Here is a 13951-nt window from a genome sequence, read left to right as displayed (position 1 = left end):
ATATGCGAAACAAACCTTCGCATATACACCCAAATGTGGATAGATTGGCGAATGTTTGTTTCGCTTTATTACAATTTCAAAACTAACGTTTTTTTTTCTACAAATCATCAAAGGGACTTTTTATTCGTTGAATACTTTTCGTACTTACATGAGTGTAAATTTCAGTCGTTTTTCTACTGCTATGCCCTAACAATTCTTGAATATACCTGAGATCGGTGCCGCTTTCTAGCAAATGGGTAGCATAGCTATGTCTCAACCAATGTAAAGTTACTGGTTTTATTATACCCGTTTTTTGAAGTGCTTGTTCTAAAACACTTTGCAAACTTTTTGTAGAATAGGGCACACCAGCATTTTGCCCTTCAAAAAGCCAAATTGTAGGTTTGCTTATTACGTAATACTCCCGAAGCATTTCTAATATTTTTAGGGACAAAGGAGCAATTCGGTCTTTTTTACCTTTGCTTTGACGAATGATTACAATTCCTCTATGGGAATCTATATCATTTGGTTTTAAATTTAAAAGTTCACTGCAGCGTAAACCGCAGCTGTATAGCAACGAAAGCATTGTTTTGTGTTTGATGTTATTATGCGCAGTCAAGATCAATTTTATTTTTCTTTACTCAATACATTAGGTAATAGCTTGGATCGTTTTGGTCTGTGAATCTTGTCTACTTCAATTTTAGTTTCTCTAACTGTCATAAAAAACAGCTTAACCGCATTAACAGTTTGGTTCTAATACGAAGCTGAAAGCTTCTTTTGCAATATATAATCGTTATTAAAAATAATCACATCCTCATTATTTATTGCAGCAACTGGCTTTTCTCGATAGAAAACTAGAAAGGATTTTAAGGCTTCACTATAGGTAGCAATAGTGCTTTGGCTATAGCGTTTAGAATGCAGCCATTGCCTAAATTTTTCTATTTGAACACTACCTTCAGTCGAAGGCAACGAGTGGGAGTGAGGCGCTATTAAGAATCGTTTTCTGTGTTCCTTTGTGTCAGGAAGGTGCCATGCCTGTAGTGACTGACTCCAGCGTGCTCCCTCTAATTTTTTGATTCGGGCGATTAAAGCGGCACTTTTTTTCAAAATATACTGCAATTCGTTTTTCCCCTTTGTGCTTAATAATTTTAGCTGACCACTTCATTTGCAGGAATGTATAAGAGTAAAGATTGTTTGTTTTATTATAAACTAATGGCTAATAATTAGTTTATAAATGTGCAAAAACTAGCTAATGGTGGTGCGGTATTGTGACAAAAAATTACTTTTTATGAATTTAAAATAGGTGCATATTTAATTTGAGTGCGGTTTAGAACCTGAACAAGGTGTATAGGCGATCCATAGTATCAATTTAGTGGGCTTAGATAAACAAATTATTAATAATAAAAGGTGTCTTGTAAACCACGCTCATCATAGCCCCGGTAGTAGTGAAAACTCATGCAGGTTGAAAACCGCTTTTTTCTGGTGGTGGCAGAGCGACCATAGGAAGCTCCTGCCAGCGCCTAGAAAAAGGGTTTGAAACCAAATGAGTTGTAACGAATAACGGGAATAGCTCCTAAATAAACGGAATATAAATCGTGAAAATAAGGTCATAAAAAATCCCAATTACAAACTTAAGTAATTGGGAAGTTTAATTAGTGCCAACTGGGAATAGCTGTTATTTAACAATAACCCATTGTCCTGAGGCTAGTAAGCTTTCAGCTTTTTTATATTTCATTTCTTGGATCTGTCCGTTGGCGACGTTTTGAATGCTAACGGTATCATTGCGGTTAATTTTTGGCATTTCTCTGGTGATAGTTTCCGTGATAGTGCGTTGTTGTGTTTGTCCCGCTTCACGATTTGCCCCTTCACTGCTCACGATCTCGTCTTTATTGAGTTCGTAATCTTCCCTTGGAGCCACATCAACAGCTTCTTGAATGTGTTGATTTTCTTGAGCCGGTAAATCTCCTTTGAACAAGAAGGAAATGACTTCCTTATTGACATTGTCTATCATGGCTCTAAATAAATTAAAAGCTTCTAGTTTATAAATCAGCAATGGATCTTTTTGCTCGTGAACGGCAAGTTGAACTGATTGTTTCAATTCGTCCATTTTACGTAAGTGTTTTTTCCAGGCTTCATCAACAATGGCTAATGTGATGTTTTTTTCAAAATCAGCAACAAGTTGCGCCCCTTGAGAATCATAAGCTATTTTCAAATCAGTAACCACATTCAGCGATTTTATGCCATCGGTAAACGGAACTACAATACGTTCAAACTGATTGTTTTTATCTTCATAAACCGTTTTTATAATAGGGAAAGCTTCTCTAGCACTCCTCGCAGTTTTCTCAGTGTAATATTCTAATGTCGCTTTATATACTTTTCCAGTTAATTCAGTTTCGCTCATCTTAGCAAACTCACTCTCGGTAACGGGTGAAGTAATAGAAAAATAGCGTATCAATTCAAATTCAAAATTTTTGAAATCAGATACGGCTTTATTTTGACTAATGATAACTTCGCAGGTATCATAAAGCATATTAGCAATGTCTAATTTTAAACGCTCTCCAAACAAAGCATGACGTCGACGTTTGTAGATTACTTCACGTTGTGCATTCATAACGTCATCATATTCTAATAAACGCTTACGAACACCAAAATTGTTTTCTTCTACTTTTTTCTGCGCACGCTCAATAGATTTTGTCATCATCGAATGCTGAATCACTTCTCCCTCTTCTAATCCCATTCTGTCCATTACTTTGGCTACTCTTTCTGAACCAAATAAACGCATAAGGTTATCTTCAAGAGAAACGTAAAACTGTGAACTTCCTGGATCTCCTTGACGTCCTGCACGACCACGTAACTGGCGATCGACACGACGAGAGTCATGACGCTCAGTACCTACAATGGCTAATCCACCCGCTGCTTTTACCTCGGCAGATAGTTTAATATCGGTACCACGACCAGCCATGTTTGTTGCAATAGTAACTACTCCTGGTTTGCCTGCTTCCTCAACAATTTGCGCCTCCTGCTTGTGCATTTTAGCGTTTAATACGTTGTGAGTAACACCACGCATTTTCAACATTCGACTTAATAATTCAGAAATCTCTACCGAAGTGGTACCAATAAGTACTGGTCTTCCTGCTTTAGACAATTCGCTTACATCTTCAATTACTGCATTAAACTTTTCACGAGTCGTTTTATAAATAAAATCTTCTTTGTCTAATCTCGCCATTGCTCGGTTAGTAGGAATTTCTACTACATCTAATTTATATATAGTCCACAACTCACCAGCTTCAGTAACAGCAGTTCCTGTCATTCCGCCCAGTTTGTTATACATTCTAAAATAGTTTTGTAAAGTAACTGTTGCAAATGTTTGGGTTGCTGCTTCAATTTTTACATTTTCTTTAGCTTCAATCGCTTGGTGTAATCCGTCAGAATAACGACGACCGTCCATGATACGACCTGTTTGCTCATCTACAATCATGATTTTATTGTCCATGATTACGTATTCTACATCTTTTTCAAACAATGCGTATGCTTTTAAAAGTTGGGTCAACGTATGAATACGCTCGCTTTTTATGCCGAAATCTTGGAATAACTTTTCTTTTTCTTCGGCTTCAGTATCTTTATCTAGTTTTTTCTTTTCGATTGTAGCTATTTCTGTTCCAATATCTGGAAGTACAAAAAACTCAGAATCAGTATCGCCGGAAAGATATTGTATACCATTGTCTGATAATTCGACTTGATTGTTTTTTTCTTCAATAACAAAATACAATGCCTCATCAATCTTGTGCATTTCTCTTTTATTATCCTGCATATATTGGTTTTCGGTTTTTTGAAGCAATTGTTTAATTCCTTCCTCACTCAAAAACTTGATTAACGCTTTGTTTTTTGGCAACGCTCTGTAGGCTCTTAATAATTGAAATCCACCTTCTTTAGTGTTTCCCTCTTTTATTAATTTTTTAGCTTCTGATAAAAAACCATTAGCAAGCTGACGTTGCAGTGCAACAAGATTTTCTATTTTTGGTTTCATTTCCATGAATTCGTGGCGATCTCCCTGAGGAACTGGACCAGAAATAATCAAAGGAGTTCTTGCATCATCAATTAAAACCGAATCGACCTCATCGACAATGGCATAGTTGTGTTTTCGCTGTACCAAATCGTTTGGCGAATGCGCCATATTATCTCTTAAATAGTCAAAACCAAATTCGTTATTGGTTCCGTAAGTGATATCAGCCTCATACGCTTTTCTTCTTTCGTCAGAGTTGGGTTGGTAGTTATCAATACATTCCACGGTCATACCGTGAAATTCAAATAACGGTGCTTTCCACGTGCTATCTCTTTTTGCTAAATAATCATTCACGGTTACTAAATGCACTCCGTTTCCTGTTAATGCATTTAAGTACAGCGGCAAAGTTGCCACTAATGTCTTTCCTTCACCCGTTTGCATCTCGGCTACTTTTCCTTCATGTAAAACCATTCCGCCTATTAATTGCACGTCGTAGTGGATCATGTCCCAGGTAATTTCTTTTCCTGCAGCACTCCAAGAATTTGACCATACCGAGTTGTCACCGTCTAAGGTGATATAACTTTTTACTCCAGAAAGTTCACGATCTTTAGCAGTAGCAGTTACTATTATTTGTGAGTTATCTTTAAAGCGTCTTGCTGTTTCTTTTACAACTGCAAAAGCTTCTGGAAGAATTTCCAATAATGTTTTTTCAGAAACATCATACGCCTCTTTTTCAAGAGCATCAATAGCAATATAAAGATCTTCTCTTTGATCAATGTCAAGAGTTCCCTCTACTTGTAGTTTTATAGCAGCAATCTTAGCATCTTTTTCAGAACGGTCTTGTTTTATTTTCTCTTTAAAATAAGCCGTTCGATCTCTAAGTTCATCATGTGACAAAGCCATTAACGGTTGTTCAAAAGTTTTAATTTTGCTAAGATAAGGTTGTAGAGCTTTGACATCTTTTTGTGATTTATCACCCACAAAGACTTTAATAATACTATTTAGGAAACTCATGATTTATTTTTATTTCTTATTTATCTAATTTTGTTACTTTAAACCAAAAAAAAGCCTCTTGTGAGACTTTTTAATTGGTTTACTTTTTAATATTCATCCTCATTCCAAAGATAATCTTCGTCGGTAGGATAATCTGGCCATATTTCTTCCATTGATTCATATATTTCGCCTTCATCTTCGATAGATTGAAGGTTTTCTACCACTTCTAATGGAGCTCCTGCTCTAATAGCGTAGTCAATAAGTTCGTCTTTGTTAGCAGGCCACGGTGCATCACTAAGGTAGGATGCTAATTCTAATGTCCAATACATTTGCTGTCAATTTAGTTTTGTGCAAAAATAAAATTTTTACTGAAAAATACAAGTTAAAAATGATTTATTTTTATTTAAAGTTAAGAACGTTTTTTATTTAAATTCCAATTGTCGAAATTCCAAATTCCAAAAAACAATTTTAAAGTGTTTTTTGTATCCAAAATTTCAATAAAATAATGCAAATTAAAATTTTGTTTTTTCAAGATTAATTTTGGAATTTTACTTCCTCGGAATCCATTGTACTTCATCCGTTTTAAGATCGTGAGACAACTTTCGTGCCAACACAAAAAGGTAGTCAGAAAGTCGGTTTAGGTATTGAATTGCAATTTCAGCCACAGGTTCATTATGACTTAAGTGAACTGCTAAACGTTCTGCACGGCGACAAACGCAACGAGCAATATGACAATATGACACCGTTGTATGTCCACCAGGAAGTACAAAATGAGTCATTGGCGGAAGCGATTCTTCCATTGTATCGATTTCATTTTCTAATAATTCAATATCAGTATCTATAATTCCTAAATTCTTTAAACGGAGTTCTCCATTTTTTTTCACTTCTTTATCAGGAGGAGTCGCTAGAATGGCACCAACAGTAAATAAGCGATCTTGCACTTCAATCAAGATTTCTTTATAATGCGCATTCATTTCCTGATCCCGAATTAATCCAATATGTGAATTTAATTCATCTACAGTTCCATAACTTTCTATTCGTGCATGATCTTTTGGAACTCGTGTTCCACCAAAAAGTGCTGTTGTTCCTTTATCTCCAGTTTTAGTATATACTTTCATCAGTGCTTTAATTGATTTATAAAAGAAAACAAATTTAGGTTATTAATTTTACTATTTCTTCAACAAATCGTTGTAAAGAATTTTCACTAAGATTAAAATATAAATCGGGTTCTATACACTCAATTTCCATTAAATGAAGTGTATCGTCAATTATAATTCCGTCAACACGGGCGTATAAAAGGTCATTATTAAAGGTATCAATTACTTTTTTTGCTTGCAGGATTAATTTTTGGGTGGGTTGAACCAATGAATATTTTCCTCCAAATAGTGATTGTACTCTAAAATCCCCATCAACAGGTTTTTTATTTACGGCATGGGAGAATTCTTTATTGAAAAAAATAAATGAAGTTTCTCCAACGGATTGTATTTGAGGTGCAAATTCTTGTAATAGCAGTTCTTTATCTTGAGCAATCGGCGCAAATTTTTCATTGATTGCTGCAATGTCTTTAATTTCAAAAACTTCTGTGAGGTAGGAACCTGCAGAAAAGGCTGGTTTTATAACGGCTTTGTTCCAATGTGAAGGGATAATTTTGCAAAGGTCTAACTTCTTTGTTTTATCGATAAAAACGGTAGGTAGAATTTGAATTCCTTTCAACTCTAATTCTCGCAAATAGAACTTGTGAATGTTCTTTTTTATTACTTGAATGGGGTTGAGCGTTTTGATTCCTAGCTTTTCGATGTGGTCAAGCCAAATGTTAAATTCAATTTCTCTTTCGAAGTAGTCCCAAGTATTCCTGAAAATCAGATATTCGAAGCTAGACCAGATGATGTTTTTATCACTCCAGATAACTGCTATAGCTTCTATTTTGTGTTTAGCTAAGGCTGGAATTATTTGTTGATCTTCGGGATTTAGATCAGGAAGTTTAGCGCAAGTGAGGATTCCAATTTTCATTTTAAGATATTCTATATCATTTAAAAAAGTGTTTTCACTGTGATTTCCTAGCCCGGATAGCAGCGGTATCCTTTATTAAGCCATTCAGACGAAGGAAGAATGGATTGAAAAAGATACAAGCGAATAGCCGGAATAGCTCCAAGAAAAACTATTTAGTTGTATCGCTTTCTATAACACCATCCCGTAAGCGAATGATTCGGTGAGCATAAGCGGCAATTTCCTCTTCGTGAGTTACTAGAATAACTGTGTTTCCGTTGGCATGGATGTCTCCAAAAAGCTTCATAATTTCAAGCGAAGTTTTGCTATCAAGATTTCCAGTAGGTTCATCAGCAAGAATAATGGATGGTTTATTAACTAATGCCCTAGCAATAGCCACTCGCTGTCGTTGTCCTCCTGAAAGTTGGTTGGGTTGATGATCCATTCTATCAGATAAATTTACTTGATTAAGAACTTCAGAGGCTCTTTTATTACGGTCTGATTTAGAAAATCCAGCATAAATCATAGGCAAAGCCACATTATCAAGTGCAGTTGTACGCGGCAACAGATTGAAAGTTTGAAAAACAAAACCTATTTCTTTATTTCTAATTTCTGCTAGTTCATCATCTTTCATCTTACTGACATCTTTTCCATTAAGGATATAATTACCAGATGTGGGCGTGTCTAAGCAACCTAGCAAATTCATCAGTGTAGATTTTCCAGATCCTGAAGGCCCCATTAATGCTACATATTCGCCTTTGTTTATTTGTAAATCGATGCCTTTAAGTACATAAACGATTTCGTTACCTAGTACAAAATCTCTCTTGATATTCGTTATATTGATTAGCGGGTTTGCCATTAGAATATTTGATTTGTAACCTCGGTATTCATCAGGTTACTATTATTTTTAGATTTTAAATGTACAAAAACTTTTGTACTTACAATAAGTAGTGCAATTTAATATTTGTTACATCTTTAATTTAAAATTATATGTTTTAAATCGTAATGTCTGATTGATTTCTGTAGAATGAACTATAATTATTCATATTGAAATCTTATAATTCGTAGTTGTTTTTAATCGGTATTTAACAGTAAATTTCGTTTATTTCAAAATTTTATACATTATTTATATAATTATTGGTTAGCTATTGAATACATCATAATACAATTACATTTGTTTGATAATAACTAAAATATTACAATATGAAAAATACGAATCTAGTTTTAGGATTGGCCATTATCGCAATAGGTTTTACTTCTTGTAAAGATGAAAAACAAGAGCAAGCGAATAAAAAAATTGATGCTTACGTAGTTTACGTCGATTCTGTAAGTACTGTTGCTGAACAAGATGCTTCTGATAACTGGGATGGCATAGAATCTTCTTACCAAATGCGATCTGATGAGGCAAACGTTGCAATGGCAGATATGAAAGATAATGTAGATGCTCAAACTCGAGTAGATGCAACGAGAACAAAATATGAAGCGTTGAAAGCGAAAGTAGAAGCTAAAAAAATGGCAGCTGTTGCAGCTAAACCTAGCGAAAAGCAACAAATGAGAAATTCACTTTTTGGTGAAGGAAAAATAGGCGATGACATGAATTTTAGCTGGATAAATGCTAGCAATATTCATTCTGTTTATCAACAATTTGTAAATACGGTGGAAGACAATAAAGATAAATATTCTCGTGAAGATTGGGATGAAGTGAAAATGATGTATGAGGCATTAGATAGCCGAAAAAACACTGTTGAAAAAGAAGGTTTAACTTCTGAAGATAATAGAAAAATTGCGGGTTTAAAAATCAAGTTTGCACCAATGTATACCTTAAATAGAATGGGGGCCAAATCAGAGGAAATGAAAGACGCAAAGCAATAGTAAGTTTAACTTTTTAATAAAATGACAGTCTTTATTGGCTGTCATTTTTTTTGTTTATACACGAATGACAAAATGTTCTTTGGGTTGTTCACGTCTAAAAAAAACTAATCCCCATTGAAAAGTGTCGATTGTTACGGTGACTTTAGGGTGTTTTTGAATAATTTTCCATGATTCTTCCATTTCTAATGACCAGTGAATATCATCAAATATCCAAATGGTTTCATTTGTGGTCGTAGGAAGTAATAATTCGAAATACTCTAATGTGACTTGTTTTTGATGATTACCATCAAAGTAAATTAGGTCGAAAATTTTTAATTTTAAGTCAAAATCCTTCAAATAAGTTTTAAATTCGGTAACCACAAAATCGATATTAGTACACTTGCTGTTTTGTAATTGATTTTTGGCAATAGCCATTGTGTTTTGGCATCCTTCAAGAGTTGTTATTTCACTTTTTTCATTTCCCAGAGAAAGTGCGACAGTTGCTAAACCCACAGAGGTTCCTAATTCTAAAATATGCTGTGGTTGAAAATAGTGAACAATTCTAAACAATAATTGAGCGCGTTTTTCGCTAATTCCAGCTATACTTGCAATTTTAGCAATTTGCCTATTATTGGATTTTAAAACTTTTGATCCGGCACCAAAATCAGTTACATCAATGCTGTTTTTATTCTGTAAAAGAAATTTTCTATATTCTTTTAAAATGGCATATTCTACTTTTATCTTTTTATCATAAATACATTTAGTAATCAAATTAAAAACGAAAGGCGAGTGAACCGCATGCTCGTTTTTAGAATACCAAAGAAATTTGAGATAGGATTGGATTTGGAATAGCATAACAACATAAAGTTTTGGAAAAATAGGAGCGAAGATACAAAAAAGAGACAAAGCATTCGACTGCTTATTTCGTTTTAGTGGATCGATTTTCGCAAGTGTACATCAGTAAAAATAGAAACACTACATTTGCGACCTGTAAAAATAAATTACTTATAAGCCCCGTTTTTATGACCACGATAGAAGATGTTTCGCCTACTGCAATAACTTCAGATGAAATTGATAAATGCATTGCTGTTTTAGGACAATTAAATTTAGATACTGATCAAATATTTACTATTCCAAAATTGCAAAGGATCGCTTTGATTAAAGCGGCAGGACAGTTTTCCAGACCCGATAGAGATGAGCTTGCCCGCCGAAAAAAAGATGGAAAATTAATAGCCAAACGCAAAAAAGAGAAGCAAGATAAAACAGCACGTAAAGAAACTGGAATTCGTTATGCACGCGAAGCAACTGTATTTGTAGCTCCAAAATTATTGGGTTATACTGAGCTTAATACTAAAGAGCAATTAGAATTAGAAACGCCACGGAATTGTTATGTATGTAAAACGGCATTTACTAAAATGCATCATTTTTATGACACCATGTGTACCAAGTGTGGGGATTTTAATTATGCTAAACGTTTCCAAACGGCAAATGTTCAAGGGCAAATAGCCGTGATAACCGGTTCTCGTTTGAAAATTGGTTATCATATTACGTTAATGCTTTTGAGAGGTGGAGCAACCGTGATTGCAACGACGCGATTCCCCGTAGATTCGGCTTTGCGTTTTTCCAAAGAACCGGATTATATGGATTGGGGCAATCGATTAAAAATACATGGACTGGATTTAAGACATATTCCAAGCGTCGAAATCTTTTGCAATTTTATAGAACAAAAATACGATCGATTGGATATTCTAATTAATAATGCGGCTCAAACCGTAAGACGTCCTGCTGGATTCTACACGCATTTAATGGAAAATGAAGAACGTTTATTATCTGAATTACCGAAGCAGGTGCAAGAATTATTGTTAGATCATACTAATTGTTTAGAAGAATTAAAAATTTTGACCATAGGAGCTTCTTCTAATCAAAATATGCCTGTCACTTGGCATGGACCAGAACCTGGTATTGGTTTGCGAGCTTCCGCCAAATTATCGCAGATTCCATATTCATTTGATAATGCTTTAGTAGCAAATGAAGTTTTCCCAGAAGGGGAACTAGATGCCGACTTGCAGCAAGTCGATTTAAGAAAAACGAACAGTTGGCGATTGAAATTAGGACAAATAGAAACTACAGAAATGATTGAAGTGCAGTTGGTAAATTCTGTAGCGCCATTTGTATTATGCAATCGACTTTCAGAAGTGATGAAAAAAGACAATACGGGACAAAAGCATATCATAAATGTTTCGGCAATGGAAGGTAAGTTTCATCGCTTTTTTAAAGAAGCGAGACATCCGCATACTAACATGGCTAAAGCTGCGCTAAATATGTTGACGCACACAGCGGCGGGAGAATTAGCTAAAGCTGGAATCTTCATGAATGCTGTGGATACCGGATGGGTAACCGACGAAGATCCAGCAGAATTAGCCAAAAAGAAACAAGAAGAGCAGGATTTTCAGCCGCCATTAGATATTGTAGATGGAGCAGCACGAGTCATGGATCCGCTGTTTGACGGGATCAACACCGGAAAACACTGGTGTGGAAAATTCTTGAAAGATTATAACCCGATTGGGTGGTAGAAGTATAATTTTAAAATTGGCATAATTTCTCAACATTTATAAAAAAAGGAAAAATGGGAGAAGTTTCCAATTATTTATGTGATTCTGAAAAAAATTACTTGTTGTCTAGGTTTTTAATTACTACAAAGCTTTTTACTCTTAATTGCAGTACTAATCAAATATATTCTATTGTTGGTATTGAACATGTGCATAAATACTTCATTATGTCAATTATTCTCATATTGGCACATTTGAAAACAAAATCCCAACATTTATAGCATTTCGCTAAAAGTGTTGGGATTTTATATAATTATAATTTTTCTATTCCCCCGCCGTGGCTTGGTTAAGAGGCTTTTATCCCTCCATCTTCGCGCTCAATTCAAACCAACGTTCTTCTTTCGCTTCTATTTTACTTATGATATTTTGTAATTCATTTGCTTTCTTTTCAATGCTATCGTCGACTACATTTCCATCAGCAAATAATTGCTCGATTTTAGTTTTGTCAATTTCCAGATCTTTAATTTCTCGCTCAAGCTTTTGATATTCTTTTTGCTCGTTAAAAGTTAAATTTCCAGTTGGATTGTTTTGCTTCCAATCTTTTTTCTCGGCCTTGTTTTCTTCTTTTTGAGCCACATCAGAGCTATCTTCATACGCTCTAAAATCAGAGTAGTTTCCAGGGAAATTTTCCACCACTCCTTGACCTCTAAAAATAAATAAGTGATCCACAATTTTATCCATAAAATAACGGTCGTGAGATACCACTAAAAGACAACCCGGATAATCTAATAGAAAACTTTCTAATACATTTAATGTCACAATATCCAGATCATTTGTAGGCTCATCGAGAATCAAGAAATTTGGATTTTGAATCAAAACAGTACACAAGTATAAACGCTTCAATTCACCACCACTTAATCTATCAACAAAATCATATTGTTTTTTGGCATCAAAAAGAAAACGCTCTAATAATTGAGAAGCTGAAATCAATTTTCCTTTCATCAACGGAATAAATTCTCCGTATTCCTTAATAACATCAATTACACGTTGTCCTGGTTTTGGATTGATTCCACTTTGAGTATAATATCCTAGCTTAATGGTTTCGCCAATTACTACTTTCCCGCCATCAAGCGGCAAAGTGCCAGTCAGTAAGTTTAAGAAAGTCGATTTTCCAGTTCCATTTTTACCAATGATTCCGATGCGTTCTCCCGGTTGAAAGTCGAAACTAAAATTATCCATAATCACGTGATCCTTGAATTTTTTAGAGATTTTGTGAAGCTCAATAATCTTGCTTCCCATACGCTCCATATTTATTTCAAGTTCGACCTTGTTTTCACGACGGCGACTTTGTGCTTTTTCCTTTATGTCGTAAAAATCATCTTGACGCGATTTCGATTTAGTCGTTCTCGCTTTTGGTTGTCGGCGCATCCATTCTAATTCTTTTACGAATAGGTTTTGTGCTTTATCCACACTTGCATTTTCAGATGCAATGCGTTCCTCTTTTTTCTCTAAATAGTACGAGTAATTTCCTTTGTAGTTGTATAATTTTCCATTATCAAGCTCAATGATTTCATTGCAAACGCGCTCTAAGAAGAAACGGTCGTGCGTAACCATAAACAAAGTAATATTTTCTTTGGCAAAATAGCTTTCTAACCATTCGATCATTTCTAAATCCAAGTGATTCGTCGGTTCGTCCAATATTAATAAATCAGGACGATTGATCAAGATAATAGCTAGTGACAAACGTTTTTTTTGTCCACCCGAAAGGTTTTTTACTTTCAGTTTAAAGTCTTCCAACTTCAGTTTAAACAAAATTTGTTTATATTGAGTTTCAAAATCCCAAGCATTATGCTGATCCATACCGTCAAAAGCTTTTTGATAAGCGTCTTCGTCTTCAGGATTTTCTAATGCTTTTTCATACGCTTCAATGACTTTGAGAATTTCATTGTCTGAAGCAAAAATACTTTCCTCAATGGTTAGATCCTCTTGCAGATTATTGCTTTGTGACAAAAACGCCATTCGAATTCCTTTTCTCAAAACCACCTGACCAGTATCTGATTCTTCCAAACCATTGATAATACTCATAATTGTAGTTTTACCAGAGCCATTTTTGGCTATAAAGGCAATTTTTTGATCTTTGTTAATACCAAAAGAAATATTTTCAAAAAGTGTTCTTTCTCCAAATGATTTGGATATGTTCTCGACAGATAAGTAATTCACAATGCTAATTTTTTTGCAAAAGTAAGCTAATAAATGACTAATACCGAATTGTTTATTTTAATATGGTTTTTTGTAAACAACTTAGCCTACTTTTTTTTAAAATGAATCTAAAACTGCTTGAATTTCTCGACTGTCTCCTATTATTTCTAATTGAAAACTATATAGGAGCCAAGCTGGTATATTTGAACCTGTCATTTTTATTGCTTTTTCCTCTGGGCGTTTCCCTAAATACAATAGAGCCCATTACCTTTTCGGTTCATGGGCTCTATTGTATTTATGGCCGGGCTATTCGCTACAAGTCCTCGGCAAGTTCCGTTGCACTTCACTTGCCTGTGGGCTTTCCACTATTATCCCTAACGCGACTTATATGCTA

11 protein-coding genes are annotated in these 13951 nt (G+C 34.7%); 2 read left to right on the top strand and 9 right to left on the bottom strand.

The features are described 5' to 3' along the window. Positions 1-97: 97 nt before the first annotated feature. From RCH18_RS15390 to RCH18_RS15360, 7 genes are all read right to left on the bottom strand, one after another. The gene (locus RCH18_RS15390; RefSeq protein ID WP_326937663.1) at positions 98-595 is read right to left on the bottom strand and encodes a tyrosine-type recombinase/integrase; all 498 of its coding nucleotides are present in this window, start codon (positions 593-595) and stop codon (positions 98-100) included. A 134-nt stretch (positions 596-729) separates the two neighbouring features. Further along, positions 730-1083: a phage integrase N-terminal SAM-like domain-containing protein gene (locus tag RCH18_RS15385; RefSeq protein WP_326937662.1), complete on the bottom strand. Its 354-nt coding sequence runs from the start codon at positions 1081-1083 to the stop codon at positions 730-732. Between the two features lie 568 nt (positions 1084-1651). After that, complete coding sequence (gene secA / locus RCH18_RS15380; protein WP_326937661.1) at positions 1652-4993, bottom strand: preprotein translocase subunit SecA; 3342 nt, start codon at positions 4991-4993, stop codon at positions 1652-1654. Between the two features lie 86 nt (positions 4994-5079). Further along, positions 5080-5301, bottom strand: coding sequence for a DUF2795 domain-containing protein (locus RCH18_RS15375; protein WP_007138072.1), 222 nt, complete (start codon positions 5299-5301; stop codon positions 5080-5082). Positions 5302-5520: 219 nt separating this feature from the next. Continuing rightward, complete coding sequence (locus RCH18_RS15370) at positions 5521-6090, bottom strand: cob(I)yrinic acid a,c-diamide adenosyltransferase (RefSeq protein WP_326937659.1); 570 nt, start codon at positions 6088-6090, stop codon at positions 5521-5523. 34 nt (positions 6091-6124) lie between these two features. Beyond that, entirely contained in the window at positions 6125-6982 is an 858-nt protein-coding gene (locus RCH18_RS15365) for an ATP-grasp domain-containing protein (RefSeq protein ID WP_326937658.1), read from the bottom strand. A gap of 148 nt (positions 6983-7130) precedes the next feature. Continuing rightward, positions 7131-7817, bottom strand: coding sequence for an ABC transporter ATP-binding protein (locus RCH18_RS15360; protein WP_326937657.1), 687 nt, complete (start codon positions 7815-7817; stop codon positions 7131-7133). 344 nt (positions 7818-8161) lie between these two features. On the opposite strand from RCH18_RS15360, the gene RCH18_RS15355 reads away from it, so the two are divergent. Next, positions 8162-8830 carry a DUF6565 domain-containing protein gene (locus RCH18_RS15355; protein ID WP_326937656.1) on the top strand — a complete coding sequence of 223 codons (669 nt, stop codon included), beginning with the start codon at positions 8162-8164 and terminating at the stop codon, positions 8828-8830. Positions 8831-8884: 54 nt separating this feature from the next. On the opposite strand, the gene RCH18_RS15350 is transcribed toward RCH18_RS15355, so the two are convergent. After that, positions 8885-9664 carry an O-methyltransferase gene (locus RCH18_RS15350; RefSeq protein WP_326937655.1) on the bottom strand — a complete coding sequence of 260 codons (780 nt, stop codon included), beginning with the start codon at positions 9662-9664 and terminating at the stop codon, positions 8885-8887. Between the two features lie 167 nt (positions 9665-9831). Here RCH18_RS15350 and RCH18_RS15345 point away from each other — a divergent pair, with 167 nt between their 5' ends. After that, positions 9832-11382, top strand: coding sequence for an SDR family oxidoreductase (locus tag RCH18_RS15345; RefSeq protein WP_326937654.1), 1551 nt, complete (start codon positions 9832-9834; stop codon positions 11380-11382). A 333-nt stretch (positions 11383-11715) separates the two neighbouring features. Here RCH18_RS15345 and RCH18_RS15340 read toward each other — a convergent pair whose 3' ends face one another. After that, positions 11716-13578 (bottom strand): ABC-F family ATP-binding cassette domain-containing protein, encoded by a 1863-nt coding sequence (locus tag RCH18_RS15340; RefSeq protein WP_326937653.1) that lies wholly within the window; start codon positions 13576-13578, stop codon positions 11716-11718. Positions 13579-13951: the final 373 nt, after the last annotated feature.

This window comes from Flavobacterium sp. PL11, assembly GCF_035985025.1.
In the GTDB taxonomy this organism is placed as follows: Bacteria; Bacteroidota; Bacteroidia; order Flavobacteriales; family Flavobacteriaceae; genus Flavobacterium.
The sequence above is the reverse complement of the archived record's forward strand: the minus strand, read 5'-3'. Positions and strand labels throughout refer to the sequence as shown.